Origin of the sequence: Vibrio sp. Of14-4 (genome assembly GCF_022347625.1) — a bacterium.
GTDB lineage: Bacteria > Pseudomonadota > Gammaproteobacteria > Enterobacterales > Vibrionaceae > Vibrio > Vibrio pristinus.
The window spans coordinates 133,190-158,488 of record NZ_JAKRGI010000001.1 but is presented as its reverse complement, the minus strand read 5'-3'; the positions used below and the strand labels follow the sequence as shown (position 1 = coordinate 158,488).

21 protein-coding genes are annotated in these 25,299 nt (G+C 43.1%); 6 read left to right on the top strand and 15 right to left on the bottom strand.

The window, feature by feature from the left end:
- Positions 1 to 6: 6 nt before the first annotated feature.
- From cydB to MHN79_RS00670, 6 genes are all read right to left on the bottom strand, one after another.
- Positions 7 to 1,143, bottom strand: coding sequence for a cytochrome d ubiquinol oxidase subunit II (gene cydB / locus MHN79_RS00695; protein ID WP_239171258.1), 1,137 nt, complete (start codon positions 1,141 to 1,143; stop codon positions 7 to 9).
- Between the two features lie 17 nt (positions 1,144 to 1,160).
- Positions 1,161 to 2,747 carry a cytochrome ubiquinol oxidase subunit I gene (cydA, locus tag MHN79_RS00690; RefSeq protein WP_239171257.1) on the bottom strand — a complete coding sequence of 529 codons (1,587 nt, stop codon included), beginning with the start codon at positions 2,745 to 2,747 and terminating at the stop codon, positions 1,161 to 1,163.
- Positions 2,748 to 3,202: 455 nt separating this feature from the next.
- The gene (gene ruvB, locus MHN79_RS00685) at positions 3,203 to 4,207 is read right to left on the bottom strand and encodes a Holliday junction branch migration DNA helicase RuvB (protein ID WP_114787158.1); all 1,005 of its coding nucleotides are present in this window, start codon (positions 4,205 to 4,207) and stop codon (positions 3,203 to 3,205) included.
- Between the two features lie 20 nt (positions 4,208 to 4,227).
- Positions 4,228 to 4,845 (bottom strand): Holliday junction branch migration protein RuvA, encoded by a 618-nt coding sequence (gene ruvA / locus MHN79_RS00680; RefSeq protein ID WP_239171256.1) that lies wholly within the window; start codon positions 4,843 to 4,845, stop codon positions 4,228 to 4,230.
- Between the two features lie 87 nt (positions 4,846 to 4,932).
- On the bottom strand, positions 4,933 to 5,454 hold the full coding sequence (ruvC, locus tag MHN79_RS00675) for a crossover junction endodeoxyribonuclease RuvC (protein WP_114787156.1): 522 nt from the start codon (positions 5,452 to 5,454) through the stop codon (positions 4,933 to 4,935).
- Positions 5,455 to 5,522: 68 nt separating this feature from the next.
- Positions 5,523 to 7,256: an alpha-galactosidase gene (locus MHN79_RS00670; protein ID WP_239171255.1), complete on the bottom strand. Its 1,734-nt coding sequence runs from the start codon at positions 7,254 to 7,256 to the stop codon at positions 5,523 to 5,525.
- Between the two features lie 143 nt (positions 7,257 to 7,399).
- Between MHN79_RS00670 and MHN79_RS00665 the strand changes: the two genes are divergently transcribed.
- Positions 7,400 to 8,152, top strand: coding sequence for a transporter substrate-binding domain-containing protein (locus MHN79_RS00665; protein ID WP_239171254.1), 753 nt, complete (start codon positions 7,400 to 7,402; stop codon positions 8,150 to 8,152).
- Positions 8,153 to 8,196: 44 nt separating this feature from the next.
- On the opposite strand, the gene torA is transcribed toward MHN79_RS00665, so the two are convergent.
- From torA to torE, 3 genes are read right to left on the bottom strand one after another with little or no spacing between them, the layout of a single operon-like run.
- Complete coding sequence (gene torA / locus MHN79_RS00660; RefSeq protein ID WP_239171253.1) at positions 8,197 to 10,659, bottom strand: trimethylamine-N-oxide reductase TorA; 2,463 nt, start codon at positions 10,657 to 10,659, stop codon at positions 8,197 to 8,199.
- Between the two features lie 24 nt (positions 10,660 to 10,683).
- Complete coding sequence (gene torC, locus MHN79_RS00655; protein ID WP_239171252.1) at positions 10,684 to 11,868, bottom strand: pentaheme c-type cytochrome TorC; 1,185 nt, start codon at positions 11,866 to 11,868, stop codon at positions 10,684 to 10,686.
- A gap of 48 nt (positions 11,869 to 11,916) precedes the next feature.
- On the bottom strand, positions 11,917 to 12,096 hold the full coding sequence (gene torE / locus MHN79_RS00650; RefSeq protein WP_160926710.1) for a trimethylamine N-oxide reductase system protein TorE: 180 nt from the start codon (positions 12,094 to 12,096) through the stop codon (positions 11,917 to 11,919).
- Positions 12,097 to 12,513: 417 nt separating this feature from the next.
- Here torE and MHN79_RS00645 point away from each other — a divergent pair, with 417 nt between their 5' ends.
- Positions 12,514 to 13,308: an ABC transporter permease gene (locus tag MHN79_RS00645; protein ID WP_239171251.1), complete on the top strand. Its 795-nt coding sequence runs from the start codon at positions 12,514 to 12,516 to the stop codon at positions 13,306 to 13,308.
- A 130-nt stretch (positions 13,309 to 13,438) separates the two neighbouring features.
- Here MHN79_RS00645 and focA read toward each other — a convergent pair whose 3' ends face one another.
- The gene (focA, locus tag MHN79_RS00640; protein WP_239171505.1) at positions 13,439 to 14,281 is read right to left on the bottom strand and encodes a formate transporter FocA; all 843 of its coding nucleotides are present in this window, start codon (positions 14,279 to 14,281) and stop codon (positions 13,439 to 13,441) included.
- A 287-nt stretch (positions 14,282 to 14,568) separates the two neighbouring features.
- On the opposite strand from focA, the gene MHN79_RS00635 reads away from it, so the two are divergent.
- Entirely contained in the window at positions 14,569 to 14,811 is a 243-nt protein-coding gene (locus MHN79_RS00635) for a TIGR02647 family protein (protein ID WP_239171250.1), read from the top strand.
- A gap of 1 nt (position 14,812) precedes the next feature.
- Here MHN79_RS00635 and MHN79_RS00630 read toward each other — a convergent pair whose 3' ends face one another.
- Positions 14,813 to 15,499, bottom strand: coding sequence for a transporter substrate-binding domain-containing protein (locus tag MHN79_RS00630; RefSeq protein WP_239171249.1), 687 nt, complete (start codon positions 15,497 to 15,499; stop codon positions 14,813 to 14,815).
- Positions 15,500 to 15,745: 246 nt separating this feature from the next.
- Between MHN79_RS00630 and MHN79_RS00625 the strand changes: the two genes are divergently transcribed.
- On the top strand, positions 15,746 to 16,567 hold the full coding sequence (locus tag MHN79_RS00625; RefSeq protein WP_239171248.1) for an NAD-dependent epimerase/dehydratase family protein: 822 nt from the start codon (positions 15,746 to 15,748) through the stop codon (positions 16,565 to 16,567).
- Between the two features lie 97 nt (positions 16,568 to 16,664).
- On the opposite strand, the gene clpA is transcribed toward MHN79_RS00625, so the two are convergent.
- Together clpA and clpS are read right to left on the bottom strand one after the other, a co-directional pair.
- On the bottom strand, positions 16,665 to 18,938 hold the full coding sequence (gene clpA / locus MHN79_RS00620; RefSeq protein WP_114787148.1) for an ATP-dependent Clp protease ATP-binding subunit ClpA: 2,274 nt from the start codon (positions 18,936 to 18,938) through the stop codon (positions 16,665 to 16,667).
- A gap of 41 nt (positions 18,939 to 18,979) precedes the next feature.
- Positions 18,980 to 19,300: an ATP-dependent Clp protease adapter ClpS gene (gene clpS / locus MHN79_RS00615; RefSeq protein ID WP_114787147.1), complete on the bottom strand. Its 321-nt coding sequence runs from the start codon at positions 19,298 to 19,300 to the stop codon at positions 18,980 to 18,982.
- 466 nt (positions 19,301 to 19,766) lie between these two features.
- Between clpS and cspD the strand changes: the two genes are divergently transcribed.
- A complete protein-coding gene (cspD, locus tag MHN79_RS00610; protein WP_114787146.1) occupies positions 19,767 to 19,988 on the top strand; it encodes a cold shock domain-containing protein CspD in 222 nt (73 codons plus the stop codon).
- A gap of 91 nt (positions 19,989 to 20,079) precedes the next feature.
- Here the strand turns inward: cspD and MHN79_RS00605 are convergent, their stop codons facing one another.
- Positions 20,080 to 22,305 carry an NADP-dependent isocitrate dehydrogenase gene (locus MHN79_RS00605; protein WP_239171247.1) on the bottom strand — a complete coding sequence of 742 codons (2,226 nt, stop codon included), beginning with the start codon at positions 22,303 to 22,305 and terminating at the stop codon, positions 20,080 to 20,082.
- A gap of 287 nt (positions 22,306 to 22,592) precedes the next feature.
- Between MHN79_RS00605 and MHN79_RS00600 the strand changes: the two genes are divergently transcribed.
- Complete coding sequence (locus MHN79_RS00600; protein ID WP_239171246.1) at positions 22,593 to 23,285, top strand: pseudouridine synthase; 693 nt, start codon at positions 22,593 to 22,595, stop codon at positions 23,283 to 23,285.
- A gap of 61 nt (positions 23,286 to 23,346) precedes the next feature.
- Here MHN79_RS00600 and aspS read toward each other — a convergent pair whose 3' ends face one another.
- Entirely contained in the window at positions 23,347 to 25,125 is a 1,779-nt protein-coding gene (gene aspS, locus MHN79_RS00595) for an aspartate--tRNA ligase (protein WP_239171245.1), read from the bottom strand.
- Positions 25,126 to 25,299: the final 174 nt, after the last annotated feature.

Below are 25,299 nucleotides of genomic sequence, written 5' to 3'. Positions count from 1 at the left end.
TGCTCCTTAGTACAGTGAATCTTTGTTGTCTTCGATAAACTTATTATCTAGACGCCCGAACATTTTGTAGTATGTCCATGAGGTGTAGCCAAGGATCACAGGAACCATGATAAAGGCAACGCCTGTCATTAAGTTGAGCGTCAGCTCAGACGAGGTCGCATCCCACATGGTTAAACTGTGGTTAGGCATTAAATCTGAGGGCATGATGAATGGGAACATTGCTAAGCCAGCCGTGAAAATAATGCCTGCGTTCCCTATACTTGAAGCAAAGAAGGCAACTCCACCACGATCAAGACGTGAGGCAATCACAGTGATCAAGGACATAACCACTCCCAAGATTGGCGCAGCCCACATAAGTGGATATTGCTCAAAATTGTTCATCCACGCACCAGCCTCACGAACGACTTCTTTCGCTAATGGGTTAGATGCCGCACCATGGTCCATTACGCTGGTAATCACATAACCTTCAATACTTTGAATCCAAAAGCCAGCAGCGACAAAAGCTGCAACCGTCAATAAACCCATAATCTGCGCAACGCTGCGCGAACGAGCATGCACAGCATCCGTTGTTTTTAGTTGTAGCCAAGTTGCACCTTGCATAATGATCATAAACAAGCTGACTAAGCCACAAAGCAGTGCAAATGGGTTGAGCAATTCAAAGAAAGAACCGTGGTATGTTGGCATTAAAAAGTCTGTCAGTTGGAAAGGGACTCCTTGAAGCAGGTTACCAAAAGCCACACCGAAAATAACCGGAGGGACAAATCCACTGACTGAAATACAGACGTCCCAAGTTGAACGCCATTTTTCGTCTTCAATTTTTGAGCGATACGCCAAGCCTAGTGGGCGAAGCCACAAAGCCGCCAGCGTAAGGATCATCGCAAGGTAAAAACCTGAAAAAGAGGTGGCATAGACCAAGGGCCATGCGGCGAACAACGCACCACCTGCGGTAACAAGCCAAACTTGGTTACCTTCCCAGTGGGGAGCGATAGAGTTAATCATCACTCGTCTTTCACTGTCTGTTTTGCCAATCACAGGTACCAGTGCGCCAACACCCATATCAAAGCCATCTGTTACTGCGAAGCCGACCAGAAGAACACCGATCAAAACCCACCAGATAAGTCGTAAGATTTCATAATCAAACATATGTTTTTCTCCGTGCTTTACGCGTCAACTTGGCGGCTGACTTTATCTTCAACAGAATTGATATCCTGCTCAAAATGATAACGCCCCGTTTTTAAACTGCTCGGGCCTTTACGGGCAAATTTAAGCATGAGGTAAACTTCAGCAATCAAGAACACAGTGTAAAGGCCTAAAATTGCAAACAAAGACGTCCAGATTTCCCCAGTGGTCAAAGCAGACGCAGCCACATCTACAGGAAGGATTTCCCCGACAGCCCATGGCTGACGGCCAAATTCAGCAACAAACCAACCTGCTTCAATAGCAATCCAAGGTAGAGGAATACTAAGCAAAGCTGCTTTTAGAACCCAAGGTTTCTGTTCAATTTTCTGACGGCAAGTTTGCACAAATGCGGCACCAAAGACGAATAGCATGATGAAGCCACACGCAACCATGATTCTAAACGACCAAAATAGCGGCCACACTGTTGGTATCGAGTCATCGGCTGCTGCTTGAATCTGTTCTTCAGATGCATCTACCACATTTTCTGTGTAACGTTTAAGTAATAAGCCGTAACCCAAATCACCTTTCACTTCATCAAACGCCGCCATATTTTCTTGCGATTTATCGCCTTCACGCAGCTTTTCTAATAGGCCATAGGCATACATACCATTACGGATCCTATCCACGTGTTCTTCTCTTAAGTCGCGAAGCCCTGTAACTTGCTCATCAATAGAACGTGTCGCGATGATACCCATAACATAAGGAATCTTTATTGCGTAATCAGTATGCATTGTGTCTTGGTTTGGTATACCAAACAATGTGAATGATGCTGGCGCAGGCTCTGTATGCCACTCAGCTTCAACCGCAGCCAGTTTTACCTTCTGCACTTCACCTAGTTCATAACCGGACTCATCACCAAGCACAATCACGGACAGAATTGACGCCATACCAAAGGATGCAGCTATCGCGAACGAACGACGAGCAAAAGCTATATCACGTCCTTTAAGCAAGTAATAACCACTAATACCCAGCACAAACATCGCACCAGTGGTGTAACCAGAAGCAACAGTGTGAACGAATTTAACTTGAGCGACAGGGTTGAGGACCACTTCAGCAAAGCTCACCATTTCCATCCGCATGGTTTCAAAGTTGAATTCTGCACCGACTGGGTTTTGCATCCAACCGTTTGCAACCAGAATCCAAAGAGCAGAGAAGTTCGAACCAAGAGCTACTAACCAAGTAACGGCAAGGTGCTGTCGTTTGGTCAGTCGATCCCAACCAAAGAAGAACAGGCCAACAAACGTTGATTCAAGGAAGAAAGCCACCAAAGCTTCAATGGCGAGCGGAGCCCCAAAAATATCGCCGACGTAGTGAGAATAATATGACCAGTTAGTACCAAACTGGAACTCCATGGTTAAACCCGTGGCAACGCCCAGAACAAAGTTTATCCCAAAAAGCTTACCCCAGAACTTAGTCATATCCTTATAAATTTGCTTGTCCGTCATTACGTACAAAGACTCCATAATGGCTAGTAGGAACGCCATACCGAGAGTCAATGGTACAAAGAGGAAGTGATACATCGCAGTCAGTGCAAACTGCAACCGCGACAGATCGACGACATCAATCATGTTTACTCCTTTGTGCCTATACTGACACTTTCTACATTTATGCAGCACAGTAAACATTGAGACGAATGAGACAATGTTGCCAAAAAACAGCATGTTGTTGCAAAAATGTACCGTAACGGTTAGTTAATTGTTAAGCTTTAGCTAATATAGCTTGTGCTAATACTACTGCTAATAACCACCTCTTTCAAAAGGTTTGTTTTTAGGCTTAGCTTTGATTTACATCAAGTTTTGCTTGACATTCTTGCTCAAAAAACAATCAACTTGATCTACATCAATAGTTTACACGAGCTTTTGTTAATTTGCGGTTATTTTAGGCAGGAAGAGAATGTTTATGACAAACAACTGATTAACATCTGACAATTTTAAGTTACTTTTCTGACATTATGAATATTCTATTATTGTGAGAATTATCACAAACAAGACGAGCCAGCCACCAAAAGACTGACCCTGGAAACTTATTTTTCAATACCGAAATGTAAATACGCTCTGTCAGTAGCAATACGACCTCTGGGCGTTCTTTGTAAGTATCCTTGTTGAATCAAGTAAGGTTCTAAGACATCCTCTATGGTGTCTTTTTCTTCTCCGATTGCCGCAGCCATGTTATCCAAACCAACGGGACCACCAGCAAACTTCTCCATAATGGCAAGCAGCAATTTTCTGTCCATATAGTCAAAGCCTTGTACATCGACATCGAGCATATTCAATGCTTTATCAGCTATATCTGCACAGATATGACCATTACCTTTCACTTCTGCATAGTCTCGAACACGACGAAGTAAACGGTTAGCAATACGTGGGGTTCCTCGAGCTCGACGAGCGACTTCAAGCGCACCTTCTTTTTCCATGGATAAACCGAGGCAATCCGCACTGCGCTGAACAATATGCTGCAGATCAGCAACCTTGTAATACTCTAATCGCTGAGTGATACCAAAGCGGTCTCGTAAGGGCGAGGTCAAGGATCCTGCTCGTGTTGTCGCGCCGATTAAAGTGAAGGGCGGCAAATCAATTTTGATCGACCGAGCAGCGGGGCCTTCTCCAATCATGATATCAAGTTGATAGTCTTCCATGGCTGGATACAAGACTTCCTCAACCATGGGACTCAGCCGATGAATCTCATCAATAAAGAGAACGTCATTCTCCTCTAAATTGGTCAGTAATGCAGCCAAATCGCCAGCTTTTTCGAGAACCGGACCAGACGTTGTACGAATATTAACACCCATTTCATTGGCAACAATATTTGCTAATGTGGTTTTTCCTAGCCCAGGCGGCCCGAAAATCAGCAGGTGATCCAAAGCTTCATGCCTAAGGTTGGCCGCTTTGATAAAAATTTCCATTTGATCACGGACATGATCTTGCCCTTGGTAATCTGCCAGCTTTTTAGGGCGAATAGCCCTATCGATGACATCTTCATCTTTATAGACGGCACTATCGGGGGCAATTAAGCGATCAGCTTCAATCATTAAACGTTCCTAACCCTGTACTAAACCATAGACTTTAGAGCTTCGCGGATAAGCTCTTCACTACTCATATCTTGAGTTTGCACTTGAGAGATCACCTTAGAAGCTTGAGTCGGTTTATAACCTAATGCAAGTAGTGCACTGACTGCTTCTTCTTCCGCATTATTCGAACTCGAACGCTCTATAGCATCAACAGGCGCTGCATCAGTGTGAGGCGTAAATAGATCACCCGCTCCCCATCCCTTGAGCCTATCTTTCATTTCTACTACCAAACGTTCAGCAGTCTTTTTACCAACACCTGGCAACTTCACAAGTGTCGAGATATCTTCGCGCTCTACACTGGATACAAATTGACTGGCTGTCATACCAGATAATATTCCCAACCCAAGTTTGGGTCCGACACCATTTGCTTTGATCACTTCTCTAAACAGAGCACGCTCTTTGACGGTATTGAAGCCATAAAGCAGTTGCGCATCTTCTCGCACAACAAAATGCGTATAGATAACGGCTTCTTCGCCTATGTTTGGCAATTCATAGAAACAACTCATCGGCATTTGCACTTCATAGCCAATGCCATTGACTTCAATTAATAGCTCTGGGGGTTGCTTCTCTAATAAATTTCCACGCAAACGTCCAATCACAATCCATACTCTTTACTGGAGAATTTATGACAGAATAATAAAGAACTGGATAAACATCCAGTTCTTTATTTGTTGAATACTACAGAGTTAACGATATCGACCTCTTCGGGCACTCACCGCCTGTCCAGCAAGAGCCACCAAGGTTTTGTTGGTATTGGCATGGCATATTGCCGCGCCGAGTGCATCCGCTGCATCTGCTTGCGGTTTAGCAGGCAACTTCAAAATAGACTGAACCATGTGTTGAACTTGATCTTTATCTGCTCCCCCCGTTCCCACTACAGCCTGCTTTATTAAGCGAGCGGCATATTCATATACTGGTAATTCGGCATTAACCGCCGCAACAATGGCACTGCCTCGCGCTTGACCAAGTTTCAATGCAGAGTCCGCATTTCTTGCCATAAAAACTTGTTCAATGGCAAAAACATCTGGTTGAAACTGGGTAATGATTTCGGTCACACCGGCATAAATTTGTTTAAGACGTCCCGGTAAATCTTTTTCTGAAGTACGAATACAACCACTACCCAAATAATGCAGATGACGCCCTACTTGACGAATCACACCATAACCTGTGATCCGAGAGCCTGGGTCGATACCCAAGATGATTGACATAATATCAATGAGACCTATTGGTTAAAACACTCGGTATAGTAGCCCAGCACAACCATATTAGCGAGGCTTCACCTTTGTCGTTTGGTTAAAATAGCTTTGCTCGACAGAGCCTTTACTTCGACCTCAAACACATCAGTGCGTTGTACATTAAGCTTCATGCCGCTCCAGTAATCATGCCAATCTACCGGCCTAGTCGACGTCAAACATATTGTCTGCTTACAGGCTTGGAAGTTAAATAGACAATGTAAATCATTTCGATCATTCATCCTTAAATAGGCATGATCGAGAGACAACGAAGAAAACCGAGCGGAATTTTGGTTGTGTTTATGACGCACAAAAAGGCGAGACAAAGTACTTTTCGCAAAATGATTCAGCTTGGTCAGTGGATCGCCGGACATTAACACGCCTCCACATGCGAGCAGTGCATTGCGATGAAATTCAACATGTGTCTGCTCTAGTGGGGTATTTGGCAAAGTAATTAAAGTGGCGCAACCTGATGCTATCTGCCAAAGCCTTCTATGTTGCCAACTGCGAAAAAAAGCTTCACGAGCACCCTCGATAAAACACTTATTATCGGAGTCTCGGCAACTAGAGACTCGCATCGCATCAACCATTCCCAGCGATGGCCACAGAGGTGCATTACAGCCTAAAATCAGAGCGTTGCCAACTCCATCATTGATGGCTTCCATTCCTAATCGATAAGCTTCCACTCCTGTGATCCCATCCTGCTGACGACAACCTCTTACCGAGCCCCAATATAAGGCATCCAACTTAAACAGCTGGATGCCCCACTCTTTTCGCATAGTAGCCAATATGTGAGTGAGATGCTCTTGAACATCCGGGTTAGTCGTATCTAGTATGTATCCGGATTTAGATCGCCCTCCTTCATAAGCGATATCCTCGACTCGGAGTAAAGAGCCGTCCGAGTGAGTGACCAACCAGTCATCACTATGATGACGAAAAACCTCTGACTCTTCGTGAACAACAAACGGCGCGAGCCAGAGTGCAGGTTTTTTCCCACAGCGCTTAATTTCCTTGGACAATGACTTTATCCCAGAAGGAAATTGATCGGATGGAACAAGCCAGTCTCCTATACAAGCTTGATAACCCACATCAATCATCACATAGTCGAGACTTTCAAAACCATCTTCAACTTGACTAAAGTTATCCTTTACAACGCTCTCTGAGACATCAGGTGGATAGCACCAAACTAAAGGTGCATCTTTTTTCACCCCTTTTTTCTCGCTATGGTGGCAAGAAACAAGATGTGTGTACTCCGTAAAAAGCTCAGCTAATGAATCTCCTTTTAAAATCGCGATAGATTCTAATTGATTGGATGACCAATCTTGCGGACACGTTTCTTCAGCGTCGATACAAATTTTGATCCATTGATGCTGCTCTACTTCGACTAATTCAAAATAGCCAGCAAAGCGATAACAAGAAGTGAAGCCAAACAAGGTATAACAAGTCGCCTCTTCTACCAGTAAATAGTTGTAATAACGTTTGGACGACGAAGCGGAATAAAGTTGATAAGGACTAAATTGATCTGAATGTGTTCCTACATCTTCAGGATTATCGACAGTTCCAGTTGTTTGGCTAGACATTTGAAATCCGTCACCAAGCAAGACGGCATTGTGATCAAACACAAATTCAGTGATCGCCAAAACGTAGCTGCTACTGCAGGGATCATTGCTCAGCCCTTGGTAAACGAACGTTACCTCGTTTGTGTCTACTTGTGCATGCAAGTTAATGTCTCTTACTCGCAGGTTATGGCCGTTCTCCAGCGTCACTGAAAACGACATACAGATTTCCTTTAGTTTTATGATGTTTCTTTATTTACATTAGGTTACTCCAATTTTTCTGTCTATTTTTCAGTTTGAGACCTTCTGTTTTATCCTGAACTAAACTAGTTATAAGCAGTTATAAAACCAAGCTGGGTGAGAGAGTGAACAAGTTTAAAAATCTACAACTATATGCTTTACTTATCATGAGCTTAATGTATGGCCGCTCCGTATTAGCTGAAGATGAACGTCTTAGGGTGTCGCAAGATCTTTGGCCACCTTATATAGTAAATTCAGCCTACGGCAGTGGTATTGCCTATGATTTAGTCACTGGCGCACTCGACGCTGCAGAACTTGAGTTCGACTATACGGTAAAACCTTGGTCTCGTGTGCTCAAGGAAACGCTGGGCGGACAAAATGATGTCATCATTGCTATCTGGAAAACAGAACAAAGGGAAAAAGATTATCTTTTAACGGATAGCTATATGAATAACCGGATGGTATTTGTTTCACGTAGTGATACTAAATTTGAATATGAGTCATTAGAAAGTTTGAAAGGAATGAGAGTGGCTCTTATTAACGATTATGCCTACGCGGGAAATTTACGCCAATACCCAGATATGATCCCTATCAATTCTCTCGATTTGGCTAACAGTATACGACAAGTACTGACACAGCGAGCAGATGTCCTAGTCACCGACGAAGCGGTAGGAAGATGGGCAGTACAAGAGATGAGAGTTGGAAAAGGCAAACTGTACTTTAGTCGCAGCCATCTTGATTCCACACCCTTACACGCAGCGGTTCGAAGGGATCATCCACAAGCTCAAGAGATTGTCTCCAAACTTAATCAATACTTCAAAGACAACGCGAAAATCAGGCTCCAAGATATCAAAATTAAATATGGCTTAACTGATTAGGGGACCAAGTGCTTCCTCATTGGCTCACACTTGGTCATAGTCGCCTAAGCCACTTCCGTGGGACCGCCAAATGAAGTCACTGGAGGCACTTTACCTGTGTATTTTTCAAAATTGACAATACAAGTGTTGGCAGAGGTCGCCTGTGCTAACTCTGAAGAACCCAGATCAAGCGTCAATGTATTTGGATCACCGTAAGTACACATCGCCCCTTCTTTTTCATTTAATGGCCCATACCAAGCGCCTTCTTCAATTCGGATCACACCCTGCGCATAGCTATCACTTAATACGGCTCCTGCTAACAATTGGCCACGGTCGTTAAACACGCGTACCAAATCACCATCTTTGATTCCCTTTTTCTTTGCGTCTTTTGGATTAATATAGACTGGCTCACGACCTTGAACCGTATAGGTTGAACGAAACTCTTCTGACTCACACATTTGGGAATGGAGACGTTTATCAGGGTGACAAGATTGAAGCCAGAACGGGAATTTATCCGAGCCTGGACCACCATGTGAACGCTCAGTTTTTTCAAACCACATTGGGTGCTCTTGGCATTTTTCGTACCCGTAACGACCAATCTTACGCGATGTGATTTCAATAAAGCCAGAAGGCGTACCCAGTGCATTTAATTCAGGATCTTCCCTGAAATCAGCATGGCGAACCCAAGGTTTGCCTTCGCCAAAATCAAGTACGCTTTGCTGCCAAAAAATGTCAAAATCAGGGAGTTCAAATTTACCTTTATTCGCGTCACGACAATCATTGTATAAGGAACGCACCCACTGCATTTCATCCATACCTCGAGTGTACTCTTTATGGCGTCCAAAACGACGAGTCAATTCGGTGAAAATATCGAAGTCTGTTTTAGATTGAAATAAAGGATCAACCAAACGATGCATAGCTATCAAGCCTTTGCCCGAATACGAACCATAGACATCAATATCATTACGCTCAAATTGTGTACAAGCTGGTAAGACAATATCTGAAAAGCGACAAGTCGCAGTCCAAGCAAAATCAATCGTTACAACCGTCTGAAGCTGTTTGAACGCTTTCTTCATCCGATTACGATCTTGATGATGGTGCCAAGGGTTATTACCCGAAATCACCATCATTTTATACGCTGGAAGTTTAACCTTACTGCCGTTATAGCGAATTTCCTTGCCTGGTTCGAGAAGGCAATCAATCCAACGAGCCACAGGAATAGTTTTGCTAAAACCATTAAAATCATTATTGTCCCACTTGGGTTTCATCCCCTGATCTAGGTTTCTGGGAAAACCACCGGGAGCTGCAAATCCTGTAGAAGGTACGCCGATACCAGAGTAATGATGGCCATAAGATATGCCTCCTCCTGGTAAACCAACCTGTCCCACCATCGCAGCCACAACCGCGGCCGCCCAATATGGCTGTTCACCATGCTCCTGACGTTGGATACACCAGCCCATCATGATCTGTGTTCTTCCGTTCACAAGCATTCTGGCAAACTCTTGGATCTTGTCTGCGCTTATCCCACAAATCTCAGCTGCCCACTGCGGCGTTTTTTCGACCTTGTCTTTACTTTGTCCCTGTACATACTTGATAAAGTCTTCAAAGCCAAGGCAATACGTATCGATAAACTTTTTGTCATACAAGTCTTCATTGTATAGAACATGACAAACCGCGAGCATAAATGCCACATCTGTCATTGGGTTGATATATAAGTGAGAATTTTGCAAAAAGCGTTGAGTTTTGTTTTTTACTGGATCAATCGAGATTACATTAATCTCTCCTTTGGCCGCTTTTTCTTTTAGTTGCTCCAAATAAGGAAAGGATTGATGGGTTTCGCAGTTCCAGCCAACCTGCAAGTTCTTAACGGGATCATTGGCCCATAAAATGATGTTATCAGAGTTATCCAGTATCTCCGACCAAGAGGTTCCCTGAGCGTAGACTTCTGTTGAGCCAAGTACATATGGCAAAATGGTTTGCCCTGCTCCTGTCGAGTAGTCTCCAACCTTGGTGATAAAATTGCCATGCATACCAACCGCTCGCTGCATATGACTAGTACAACTATGAAACTGACCTGTCTGACGCCAACCTGTTTGTCCTGCATGTAACGCCCACGGGCCATAGTCTTTCTGCACTCTCTCTAACTCACGATAGAACAAATCAAGAGCTTCATCCCATGTCACGCGTACGAAGCGATTATCCCCACGTGTCTCTGCACCATATTTATGCTTTTTCAACCAATCTAGCCGTACCATTGGATAACGGATACGAGAAGGGTTATAAATGATGCCTTTGATACCATTGATCATGTCCGTAGGGTTTGTATCACTCTCCAATGGCTTAATTTCCTGCACCTTTCCGGCGTATATTCGTGCACGAAACGCTCCCCAGTGAGACCCGGACACTTTCCAAGTGCCGCTAGTTTCTGCTGATCTTGCTGAAGTTGAGACTAATAAACTAGGACCAATAACTGATGCTGCACTGGTTGTTGCGACACCTTTAAGAAAATTTCGACGTGTAATAGCCATTTCAATAACTCCATCCAATGCGCATTAGTGGTGACCTTCAGAAAAATCTGATGAATGCTTTTGAAGATACTTCAATACAAGAGCTTCACTATCGGTATCAAAATTGACAAAGGCAAGCATACCGTTGAACATGCCCGGCCATGTATTGGCATCAAAGTGAGCCTCATCCGGTTGTGTATGGCAGACAGAGCAATTGGTTTTGTATGCTTGGCTAGCTTTTTCCCAGATAGGCGTGACATCATTAAGCATGGCTTCTTTTTTCATCCATACCGTTGCGGCCACTTTTTCCCATGGCAACCCAGTGAGTTCATCAACCTTTTTCTCACCCTTTACAACAATTTCATCGCTCGTTGATGCCTCTTTTACCAGTGAACCAACTGCGATATTCATACCAAAATCTTCTTGAATTACTCGTCCGAAGCCCTTTGCTTTTCGCCAACCATCAATTTCAACCTTAACCATATTGCCTTTCTCTGCAAGAACCTTAACCTCTGATGCCGGATTGAGAAGACCTGCTTCTTGTTCGCCTTGCTGATCAAAATAAACGGGCAAATGACGCACACTTACCAGTGACTCACCGACTGAATAATCTGTGCTAGATGTCATCTGCTCAAGCTCGCCGACTATTCCACCAATGCTTTCCATACCCGCTGGCAATTGATGAGCAATGCCTTTGTGGCAATCAACGCAACTTTGGTCTTTTTCAGCCGCTTGCTTCATCTGTATTCGCGCTGCTGGTGACATTTGCTCAAAATCCATCGATTGGTAATTGTGACAATTTTTGCACTCTAATGACTTGTTGGCCGAAAAACGATCCCATTCATGCTTGGCTAATTCAATTCGTCGCTCTTCAAACGCACCCGGCTCATTGTAGTTACCAAATACTTGAGCAAACACCTCTTTAGATGCCTGCATTTTTCTTGCTATTTTATCTGTCCAGTTATGTGGAACATGACAATCAGGACAGGTTGCTCTCACCCCAGAGTGATTTTTCCAGTGAACGGTATCTTGAAGTTCAACATACACATTGTCGCGCATGGTATGGCAACTGATACAAAACTCTTCGGTATTCGTCGCTTCTAGAGCAGTGTTAAAGCCACCCCAAAAAATAACGCCAGCAATAAAGCCACCCATAGTCAACACACCTAAACTGATGTGAACAGCAGGACGCATCATTGTTCGCCACAACTTAACAAAAAATGCTTTCATGATTAACTCTCTAATTTCAGGCTTAACAGTATGGAAAAATGACTCAGACTACATGCCATGCATTCCAGGGGGGCCCAGAAAAAACACCTGTAACATCCATATGATGAAGCCATAGCCGCCAACAAGGACCACACTTAAGACAGGAAAGAGAACCACAGTGATGAAGAGGAACGCTTTCCACTCTAGAGAACGTTTCTCACCACTCTCTGTATCGTTAAATTCACTCATAAACATGCCCACATATCATTCGGTTTATTAGATTGAGTTCATAATTATGATGATACTATTTCCCAATCATTGATAAAAAGATTAGACCATACTTTTTGTGTGGTTCAAGGGAATCAGCCCTCTAACAATGAGATAACTGACAATTTATTGATCTCATCCAGATATGTGTCTGATTAAACAAATTTATGTAGACACAAATACAGTTATGAAGAAATATTAACAGTGTAAGAAACAGGAAGTTTCTTTATAACATTCTGATATTATTGTTTTTGTCTGGCTCTGTTTGCGTGTGACGCCATCTTTGATAGTTTTTTTCAACAGTGTTTAGAGCTAGGAAGCTTACAGACTCTAACTCATGATCATCAGAACTGACCATAGAACCCATTGACGGATAGCATTGTAGATAAGGAGTTTTAAATGAATAGTGGTGTGATAGATATTCCTTGGCCACTCTTATTTCTGTTCTTTTCGACCCTAACAATTCCTCTTTTTATCAACCGTTATTTTAGGCTTAAGATTGAGCGCGATATCGTCATTAGTATTGTCAGAATGACAATTCAACTACTTATGGTGGGACTCTATTTAGAATACTTGTTCAATACTAACAACGCCGTAATAAACATGTTGTGGTTACTCGTTATGACCTTGATAGGGGCGAGCGCTATTATTAGTAAAGCAAACCTTCCCCATAAAAGAGTGATCTACCCTGTGTCAGCGAGTTTGCTTATCGGCCTAATACCAATCCTAGCAGTATTATGCATAGTCATTATAAAGCCAGTGCCCCTCTTCAATGCTCAATACATCATACCTCTAGCAGGAATGTTGCTGGGTAACTCACTGAGCGGAAATATTGTGGGATTACAAAACTTATTCACTACCATGGATTCACGTCGAGGCGAGTACGAAGCAGCGATTGCGCTTGGAGCTTCAGCTCGGTTTGCTACTCAATCTTTTGTCAGTGACGCAATAAGAAAATCGTTAGCGCCAACTCTAGCATCCATGACAACGACAGGCTTAGTGACATTGCCTGGGATGATGACAGGTCAGATTTTAGGGGGGGCAAATCCGATTATAGCGATCAAATATCAGCTCTTGATCATGATCGCTATATTTGTCATGTTGTCGATATCCCTGAGTCTCACTCTGACACTCACCATTCGCAACTGCATCAACAAAGAAGGGAGAATATTGGTTAACTTCAAACCCCAATAATAAGTCTCGAGGTTATCCACAGAATCTGTGGATAACCGTGTCATAGCTTTCAGGATAAGTTCTCGAGCTGAGCAATAAATATCTTGTATGTGCCATAATCTCCAAGACAAGATTACCGCTAGGCATAGTGTTAGTCTTTAAGATAAATCATCCAGTACCATACGCCGACAAAAATACCGCCACCTATTATGTTTCCTAAGGTTACAGGTATTAAATTATTCATTACAAAATTCACCAAATTCAAGTCTGCGTAATCAGACGGATTAACCCCTGTCATTTGCCAAAACTCAGAAGGTGCAAAGAACTTGATACCTATTGCCATGGGTACCTGAAACATATTTGCTATACAATGCTCAAACCCAGAGGAAACAAACATAGCCACTGGCAATATCATCACCGCAATTTTGTCAGTTAATGTACGTCCACTAAATGTCATCCAAACGGCAATACATACCAATACGTTGCACATAATGCCTAGAGCGACGGCCGAGATAAAATCATGATGGAGTTTATGCTGTGAAATCGCCATTGCGTTGAGCCCAACTTGGCCGCCATCAAACATGTATTGCTTGGTCAGCAACATGCATACAACTAAAAGCAAGGCTCCTATAAGATTACCGCTATAAACTATCAGCCAATTTTTAAACAGCATTTTCCAACTGATTTTGCCACTAGCGCGAGCAACCAGAGTCAATACTGAGCTGGTGAACAACTCTCCGCCTGTCACTACAACCAGTATCAAACCTAAGCTAAATGCCAGTCCACCAATGAGCCTAGTCATACCCCATGGAAGATCAGCTGCTCCTGTGGTAACAATTGTGTAGAAGACAAAAGCAATACCAATGTGAATACCAGCTGAAATGGCTAACAGAAAAGACTTAATAGGATCTTTGGTTACCTTACCAACACCAATTTCTGCCGCACGTTCAGCCATTTGCGGGGGTAACAAAGAATCAAAGTGGTTCAAGTTCATCATAAAACATCTTTTATTTTGTGGTTTTATGGCCGCGAATGATCACTGTTATCACTCTAATTTTCAAGTGCTAATTTTCATATCAAGAAATTAAATTATGTCATTTCAATCCAGCGTTAAGACCAGCCTAACAATAAGAATAATCAAGGATGATACGATTTAACTTAATCACTACCGAGTTAAGCATCGAATATCAGGTAACAGATAACATTTCTTGCTAGCCAGCGTTGCCCTGTATCCCTACAGAGATTAAGGTTGCTGTGTAGCATGTTATGGAGAAGACAAATATGAAATATACAGCGGACAAAATGGCTGAACTAAACCTATTACTTCAGTTTGATATTCGAAGTGCAGCAACAGGGATAAAAGTACATCAAGATGCCACCGATGAGATACAGGCGGCGGTTAGCAGACTTTTTAATAAGGGGCTATGCACACAACCAGATGGAGGTTATCTCACTGACGAAGGCATTGAGGTTGCGGAACATGCAGATAAAGTACTCCGAGTACTCTCCAGCGAAATCGCCTAGCTCACTGAGCCATGTTATCATCAGCATCGGTTGGCTTGCTCAACCGATGAATAATCGACTCGATATCAATCTTTTCTAAGCCTTGATTGAAAATCCTCTTCAGATCAACTCCTCTCGGTTCATTACGAAAAGCAACATAGATTTGTTTGTCGTCCAATAACCTAGTGTTCATTTGCAAATGCTGTCTTAAGAAAGCTTCCTGAGAGTCCTCACTGATCAAATGCTCTAGCACATTCGAATCTATTACCGCAGCATCTAAACGTCTTTTGGCTACCTTATGAATATTCTTAGTATCATTACTCGATGCCTCTACATCGAGCTCTCCGTTTGCAACCATATCATCGAACTCTTTAGTATTGACGTACCCTTGAACGACACCAATGCGAAGCGTTTTTAGATCGACTAATTTACTCCATGTTACTGGGAAACTAGAATTTTCGACTAAGCCTAGTGGCCCGCTACCAATCGAATCTGAAAAAACAAAGTCTTGGGTATCAAAGAAATACTCGGGGAAATATCCGATATATTTTTCAGATTTCGTGGCTAATGAAACCGCCCTCACCCAAGGCTCGAAATCTACGATTAGGTCATAGCCCATAACAGAGAAAGCCTCGCGAGCAATGGCGATAGAATAGCCATTTTCACGTAAATTCTCCCCCGAGTAAGGAGGCCAATCTAAAGACGTCATATATACCTTGTTGCTAGCCGAGACTAGAACAGGTATGAATCCAAGCCAACACAGTAAAAGCAACTTCATCCAATTCCAACAATTTGTACCCAGTTACACATCTATTAATAATAGAGTTAATGATGTTTAGCCACAGCGAAGCAATGTCTCATATATGAGACGTTAAGCCTAAAAAAACTATGGTTGATTATTGATTGGATCTCTTAGATAGTAATCAAACTAGGCCGAGACTATGACGAGATAAGTATGAAAGACATATTAATTATTGGTGGTGGGTGGCTTGGTAAACCACTCGCTCACTATCTACAAACGATTGGCCATAGAGTAGCGGTTAGCCGAACTACCGAAGCTGGCGTATTTGAAATCAATGATTTACTTCTTACTGGTACATTAATCGACCTAAAAAGTGATGTAAACACTATCACGAATAGTATTAAAAGTGCTCAACCTGAACTTGTTATTGGCTGCTTTCCACCAGGATTTAGATCCGGCGATGGAGAAAAATACACGCGATACTGGGATAAACTGGTTAAAGCATGTCAATCAGCGCATGTGGAAAAAATCATAATGGTTAGCTCGACCGGCGTTTATCCTGAAGTTACAAAGACAATGACAGAGGACGATGCCTCTCTGTCTATCGCCTCACACAACAAGGATTTCACTCTAAAGTCCAAGGTTATGCTTCAAGCAGAGCAACATGTAATTGACTCAGGCATAAAATACGCAATTGTTCGTTGTAGTGGCCTTGTGGGTCCAGATCGCCACCCTAGCCGCTTTGTTGGTAAAATGAAACAAGTTAGCTCAAGTGCACCAGCAAACATGTTACATCTTACTGATGCGATTGGCGTGGTCAGTTTCATGTCTACATTAACGTCAAACGCCATTGTTAACGCCACAACGCCTAATACCGTGAGTAAAGCCGAGTTTTACCAAGCCGCACTCGATAGTGCTCAATCTAAGCACTCGTTGCCCCCCGTAGTCCAACAAGATGATAAGCGTATCAGCTCAACTCACGTAGAAGAGCTGGGATACAAATTCCATTATCAGCACACGTTAGAGCTAGTCTAAGACATACTCAATACACCACTAAAGAAAAGGTAGTTATCAGTCAAATTAAAAAAGCCAGAGCGCTGGACACTCTGGCTTTAAGTTGCTCGTCATAGAATTAATGAACGGCGACTTCTTTTTGGCTCATATACTTGAACTTGAGCTGATCTTTTCTCAAGTCGACCTTCACTGTCCCACCATCAACTAGAGCACCAAACAAGAGTTCGTTTGCAAGTGGCTTTTTGAGCTGTTCTTGAATAACGCGCCCCATTGGTCTTGCGCCCATCGCTTTGTCATAGCCTTTAAGAGCTAGCCAATGGCGAGCCTTGTCTGAAACCTCAAGTGACACACCTCTTGCATCGAGTTGAGCTTGCAGTTCAACAATGAACTTATCAACCACTTGATGAATGACATTCTCATCCAAACTGTTAAACCAAATAACATTGTCCAAGCGGTTACGAAACTCTGGTGTGAAGACTTTTTTAATCTCTGACATCGCATCATGGCTATGATCTTGTTGGATCAGACCAATCGATTTTTTGACTGTCTCCTGAACACCCGCATTAGTTGTCATCACTAAAATAACGTTACGAAAATCCGCTTTACGGCCATTGTTATCCGTGAGCGTACCGTTATCCATAACCTGCAACAACAGATTGAAAATGTCTGGGTGAGCTTTTTCTATTTCATCCAACAGAACAACAGAGTGTGGATGTTTGATAACGGCATCGGTCAATAAACCGCCTTGATCGTAACCAACATAACCAGGAGGTGCACCAATTAATCGGCTAACAGAGTGCCTTTCACCGTACTCAGACATGTCAAAGCGCAATAGCTCGATCCCCATTAGCTTAGAAAGCTGAAGCGTAACTTCAGTCTTACCAACGCCTGTGGGCCCAGCAAACAAGAAAGAACCAACGGGTTTATTATCGGCACCCAGTCCTGCTCTAGTCAGTTTGATAGCCTCGCTCAAGACATCGATAGCATCGTCTTGACCGAAGACCAGCATCTTCATCTTATCATCAAGATTTTGCAGGATTTCTTTATCGGAAGAAGATACTGACTTCTCTGGAATACGTGCCATTTTGGCAACCATAGCTTCGATGTCAGCGACCCCGACGGTTTTCTTGCGACGGCTTGCCGGGGCAAGGCGATGACGCGCACCCGCCTCATCAATCACATCAATGGCTTTGTCAGGTAAATGACGCTCATTGATGTATTTTGCAGAAAGCTCAACAGCAGCGCGAAGTGCCTTATTGGTGTAGCGAACTTCGTGGTGTGCTTCATACTTAGGTTTGAGCCCCATTAAAATTTTCGTCGTGTCGTCAAGTGATGGTTCAACAATATCTATTTTTTGGAAGCGACGTGAAAGAGCGCGCTCTTTGTCAAAAATATTGCTGTATTCCTGATAGGTTGTAGAACCTATACAACGTAGTTTGCCACTACTCAGCAGGGGTTTTATCAGATTTGCCGCATCGACCTGACCGCCTGAAGCTGCACCAGCCCCAATGATGGTATGAATCTCGTCGATGAACAGTATGGCATCATCTTCTTTTTCCAGCTGTTTGAGAATTGCTTTGAAACGTTTCTCAAAATCACCTCGATACTTGGTACCTGCAAGTAAGGATCCAATATCTAGAGAATAAATAACGCTTTGTTTTATGATTTCGGGAACTTGCCCTTCGACAATTCTCCAAGCCAGTCCTTCAGCAATAGCGGTTTTACCGACACCAGCCTCGCCGACTAATAAAGGATTGTTTTTACGACGACGACATAAAACTTGTATTGTTCTCTCAAGCTCTTTGTCTCGACCAATTAGAGGATCAATCTGACCTTGTTTAGCCAGCAAATTGAGGTTAGATGCAAAGCTTTCTAAACGCTCTTCGGATCCCGACTCTTCAGCACTATCGTTACTACTGTATGAATCGGAAGAAGATGAATCGTCACTTGAACTAGACGCTTTAGTAATACCATGAGAAATGAAGTTGACGATATCGAGGCGACTAATGTCATTCTTCTTCATTAAATAAGCTGCATGAGATTCTTGCTCACTAAAAATAGCAACCAGAACATTGGCACCTGTCACTTCGCTTCGACCAGATGATTGCACGTGAAATACTGCACGCTGTAGGACACGCTGAAAACTCAGTGTCGGTTGCGTTTCTCTTGTTTCATCATTTTCTGGTATCAATGGTGTTGTTTGATCGATAAAGATATCTAACTCATTCCTCAGTGAGTCGATATCCGCCTGACAGGCCAGCAAAGCCTCTCTGGCCGCATCATTTTCTAACAATGCTAGCAGGAGGTGCTCGACAGTCATGAACTCATGTCGCTTGTCTCTGGCACGAGAGAATGCGCCATTGAGACTCGACTCTAACTCTTTATTCAACATAAGTACCTCCTTAGCAGCAACTTAAATTGCTTGGTTAAGCTCTACACTTGCTCCATTGTACAAAGCAAGGGATGCTCGTTTTCCTGAGAATACATTGTAACTTGCGCTACTTTTGTTTCTGCGACCTCTGCAGTATACGTGCCACAAATCGCTTTACCTTCGTAATGCACTTTAAGCATTACTTGTGTCGCTCTATCTATATCCATCGAAAAAAAACGCTCTAGGATCTCAATTACAAAGTCCATCGGGGTGTAATCGTCATTGTTTAGAACGACATTGTACCGAGATGGTGGCGACACTTTAGTCTTTTCAATCTCCAGTAAATCGTGGTCTGGAGAAACCCATTCAAATTGCTTGCTCATGACTCTTCGTGTTTAAAACAACGTCCCTTTCATATGATTTTAACACTTCAATGCGTTTTATATGTAGATCTATCTCTTATAGTGCGGCCAAATTGAGCAAAGCAAATTTACGCCCTTACTTAGAGACTAATGCAGCAATTGTATCGCTGCAAATAAAAGATTTGTATCTGGCTGAATTATCTATCTAATTGATTAAAAAGAAACCAAAAACCCTTTTCTTTATTATAAAGTACTGGCCGCAGTGTGAAAATAGTTGCAAGAACGTAAACGATAAAGGTGACTTGTTTACAAATATGCACAGTTCAAGCAATTTTCACTATTGACTGCTCCCAAGCATTGACTACATTGGTCACATAGTGACTGGAAATTTAGCAGCGGCTGAATGATTATTCACTGTTATGTTTACACACGGATTGTTCGTGTAATCACACAACGTTAGTAACAATATGCATGAGGGATGTATAGCATGGCTACAGGTACAGTAAAATGGTTTAACAACGCCAAAGGATTTGGTTTTATCTGTCCGGAAGGAGAAGATGGAGATGTATTCGCCCATTATTCAACTATCAAAATGGATGGGTATCGTACACTGAAAGCGGGCCAACAAGTAACATTTGAAGTGGAGGAAGGGCCAAAAGGATACCACGCAAGTTCAGTGGTTCCCGTGGAAGCCCAAGCCGTTAAATAATTCGCTGCTAGATTTCACCATCCGGTACTCAAGGTACCAAACACAAAAAAACCGCCGATAAACTCGGCGGTTTCAAATCTACAGAACAATATTAACCGTTAATAATGGCATTTAGTGTTTCACTTGGACGCATAAGTTTTGCGGCTTTATCAAAGTCTGGCGCATAATAGCCACCCAACTCGCCCGCTTTACCCTGTGCACCATTTAACTCAGCGACAATATCTGCCTCTTTTGAAGACAGGGCTTGAGCAATTGGAGCGAACTCTTCTGCTAGTGAGGCGTCGGACGTCTGTTTAGCAAGTGCCTGTGCCCAGTATGTAGCAAGGTAATAATGACTACCACGGTTATCTAACTCACCCACTTTTCTCGACGGTGACTTATTATTATCCAGGAACTCGCCCGTTGCGAGATCTAGAGCATCCGCAAGTACCTTAGCTTTTACGTTACCCGTTACCGTACTAAGATGCTCCAACGAAGCCGCTAATGCTAAAAACTCACCCAATGAATCCCATCTTAAATGGTTTTCTTTCTCCACTTGCTGTACGTGCTTAGGCGCTGAACCGCCAGCTCCCGTTTCAAACAAGCCACCACCATTCATCAGAGGTACGATAGACAACATTTTAGCTGATGTACCTAGTTCCAATATAGGGAATAGATCAGTCAAGTAATCACGTAGAACGTTACCTGTTACAGAGATAGTATCTAGGCCAAGTTTAATACGTTCTAGAGAAAACTTACACGCTTCGAGTGGTGCTAATACTTTGATATCTAGACCAGAAGTATCATGCTGCGGTAGATAGGTGTTCACCTTCTTGATAAGTTGAGCATCATGCGCTCGATTTTCATCTAGCCAGAATACTGCTGGAGCTCCTGTCGCGCGCGCGCGAGTAACCGCCAGTTTTACCCAATCTTGAATAGGTGCATCTTTTACTTGGCACATGCGGAAAATATCACCTTCTTCCACCACTTGCTCAAGCAAAACAGCACCTGCAGAATCTACCACTTTAATCGTACCTGCTTGATCAAGAATAAATGTTTTATCATGCGAGCCGTACTCTTCTGCTTTTTGAGCCATTAAGCCAACATTGGGCACACTACCCATTGTGGTTGGATCAAACGCACCATTTTCCTTACAGAAATCAATAACCGCTTGATAAATACTGGCGTAGCTACGATCTGGGATCATCGCTTTAGTATCGCTCTGCTTTCCATCTGGACCCCACATTTGTCCAGACGAACGAAGCATGGCAGGCATTGACGCATCGACAATGATATCACTCGGTACGTGCAAGTTAGTGATACCACGGTCAGAGTCAACCATGGCTAGCGGAGGCTGAGTGCGATAAACGTCTTGAATTGCCGCTTCAATTTCTGCTTTTTGATCAGCAGGAAGGGAGGCTATTTTAGCGTAAACATCACCAATTCCGTTGTTTACATCAACGCCCAATTGCTCAAATACATCCCCGTATTTGGCAAATACCTCTTTGTAATATACGCGAACCGCATGACCAAAAATAACAGGGTCAGAGACCTTCATCATGGTTGCTTTCATGTGCAGCGACAGTAAGACGCCCTGTTTTTTGGCATCTTCAATTTCGGACTCGAAAAACTCAATCAAGGCTTTCTTGTTCATCACAGAGCAATCGATAATTTCTTTATCTTGTATTGCGAAAGGCGCCTTCAGCTCTTTGATCTGGCCATCCTTGGAGGTAAATTCGATCTTAACTTGCGTCGCACCATTGACTGTGTGTGACTTTTCACTGCCAAAGAAATCATTCCCAGACATACTAGAAACGTGAGACTTTGAGTCTTTTGCCCAAGCACCCATTGAATGTGGGTTTTTCTTCGCGTAGTTCTTAACAGATAAAGGGGCGCGGCGGTCAGAGTTACCTTCTCGAAGCACTGGGTTTACGGCGCTACCTTTAATCTTATCGTACGTCGCCTTAATGTCTTTTTCTTCTTGCGTACTTGGCTCTTCTGGGTAATTAGGCAATTTGTAACCTTTCGCTTGTAGCTCTTTGATTGCGGCTTGCAACTGCGGGATAGAAGCTGAAATGTTAGGCAGTTTAATGATATTCGCCTCTGGCGTTTTAGCCAGCTCACCAAGCTCAGTCAACGCATCGTTAATACGCTGCTGCTCTGTTAAATACTTAGGAAAGTTTGCAAGAATACGACCGGCAAGAGAGATATCACGAGTCTCAACTTCAATACCAGAAGAAGCAGTAAATGACTGAATAATAGGCAATAGTGAATACGTTGCTAAAGCTGGGGCTTCGTCTGTGATAGTGTAAATAATTGTAGGTTTTTCTGTAGGCATGAAATTTCCCTATCCGTTCTTGCAAAGCGCGTCAGTAGACGGCTTTGGTTGATGTATCCGTATGTAAGTCACTTACAAACGGCTTTGTTGTCTCTTTTGTCTTTTCCTTACGACTAGTTTTAGCGTAAGATCCGTGAGAACAATACGTTATAATTAAACAAAATTGGTACGATAGTCTATCGTTTTGCGGTTTCAATCCTGTCTTCGGGCGCGCACATGATAGCTTAAAACAGCTAAGTTTAAAATTTTCACCCACACTTCATTCACAATTTTGCAAGGTAGTTAACATGTCATCACGCTCTCAACGTGAGTCTTCTAAAACCAATCGTCACCCTAGTAAATCAGGTTTTAAACACTCAAAGAGAGACTGGCAAAACAAATCCCGTTCAGCCCCTGTCAAGAATAAAGCCAAACGCAATACTCAGCCAGTTACACCTAAAAATCGCACTATTATTCTCTTTAACAAGCCTTTTGACACTCTTAGCCAGTTTACTGATGGTCAAGGCCGAAAGACGCTGGCCGACTATATTTCAGTCAAAGAGGTTTACGCAGCGGGTCGATTAGATCGTGACAGTGAAGGACTGATGGTGCTAACAAATGACGGCATACTACAAGCCAAGCTTACCCAACCAAAATCAAAATCTACCAAAACCTATTGGGTACAAGTGGATGGCACACCTGAAGAAAAAGACTTAGACAAACTACGTAAAGGCGTCGAACTCAAAGACGGAATGACACTTCCCGCACAAATAGAAGTCATCCCGCAGCCCGATGTTTGGCCTCGTAATCCTCCAGTTCGTTTTCGGGCCAATATCCCAACCACATGGCTAGCGATCACCATAATTGAAGGTCGTAATCGCCAAGTAAGAAGAATGACAGCCCATATTGGCCACCCTACATTACGTCTTATTCGCTATTCAATGGGAGAATTTAGCCTTGGCGATCTAAAGCCTGGGGAATGGAAAAAGGTAACCATTTAAAAAGACGCTTCATAGAAGCGCCTTTTTCTTTGGGACAGTAAAAACTATTGGAGTATATTGACTAAGCGTCGTTTTTCTCTTTTTCAACCGTCACTGCAATCGCTAGCTCTTCCAATGCAGCAGGGTTAGCCAGACTTGGCGCATCCGTTAACAAACAAGCTGCCGCCGTTGTCTTTGGAAAAGCAATCACATCGCGGATGTTCTCAGTTCCGCACAACAGCATAACTAAGCGGTCAAGGCCAAAAGCTAAACCTGCATGTGGCGGAGTACCAAACTTAAGCGCATCCAGTAAGAAACCAAATTTCTGCTGTTGCTCTTCGGCTTCAATACCCAAAATATCAAATACTGCCGCCTGCATTTCAGCGTTATGAATACGTACAGAGCCACCACCCACTTCATAGCCGTTAATCACCATATCATAGGCATTAGAATTGGCTGATGCTGGGTTCGTTTTCAGTTCTTGAGCATTAACCCCCAGCGGTGATGTGAATGGGTGATGCATGGCATGGAGGTTACCTTCATCGTCTTCCTCAAACATTGGGAAGTCCACAACCCATAATGGTGCCCACGCGGACTCATCGGTAAGTTCTAAGTCTTTACCCAATATAAGGCGAAGTGCTCCCATGGCTTCCGATACCGTGTTCGCTTTGTCTGCACCAAATAAAATAATATCGCCAGATTGAGCTTGGGTGCGATCTAAGATGCCTTCAATTACTTCTTCGTTCAAGAATTTAGCAACGGGTGACTGAATACCATCCATACCCCCTGCGCGATCATTCACTTTCATCCAGGCTAAGCCTTTGGCACCATAGATTCCAACGAACTCACCATAACCATCGATTTGCTTACGAGTTAACGAAGCACCACCTGGCACTCGAATAACAGCAACACGGCCTTTCTCATCATTAGCTGGACCAGAGAAAACTTTGAATTCAACATCTTTAACTAGGTCAGCAACGTCAACTAACTCTAGTGGGTTACGCAAATCAGGCTTATCTGAACCAAAACGACGCATAGCTTCAGCAAAAGGCATTACTGGGAAATCACCCAAATCGACATCAAGCAGCTCTTGCCACATATCACGAACCATTTTCTCTGTGGTGGCTCTGACCTCATCTGCCGTCATAAATGAAGTTTCAATATCGATCTGAGTAAACTCTGGTTGGCGGTCAGCACGCAAGTCTTCATCACGGAAGCACTTTACGATCTGATAGTAACGATCAAAACCAGACATCATTAGCAACTGTTTAAAAAGCTGCGGAGATTGAGGTAGCGCGTAAAAGCTGCCTTTATGAACACGACTTGGAACTAAATAATCACGAGCACCTTCAGGGGTCGCTTTGGTGAGTACTGGTGTTTCAATGTCAAGAAAACCATTTTCATCTAGGAATCGACGCACGAAGCTAGACGCTTTGGCGCGCAGCTTAATACGATCACTCATTTCTGGGCGACGTAAGTCCAAGTAACGGTACTTAAGGCGTTGCTCTTCTGTATTTTTTTGATTGAAGTCTAAAGGAAGAACATCTGCGCGGTTTATAATTTCTAAACCTTTAGCAATAACTTCGACTTCCCCAGTCGCCATGTCTTTGTTGACCTGACTATCCGGACGGACTCGAACTTCACCGGTAAGCTTGATACAGAACTCATTACGAAGTGTATTGGCCACTTCATACGCATCTGCCATATCTGGATCCACCACTACCTGAACAATGCCTTCACGATCTCGCATATCAATGAAAATTAGTCCACCTAAATCGCGGCGACGATTAACCCAACCGCAAAGTTCTACAGTTTGTCCTGCAAGGGACTTGTTCAAGTGACCACAGTAATGGGTACGCATAATGAATTTCCCAATCTCTTTTAGTATGTTAATTACTACCCATCGGTGATAACTTTACCGATAGTGCAAAGCTCCATTTATACGCTGAAAGTGTCTTAAAATCGACTATTCAGCGCACAACTTATTGCGATTTATCATCTATTGGTGCTTTTTACGCCAATAGAGGTCTAAAAC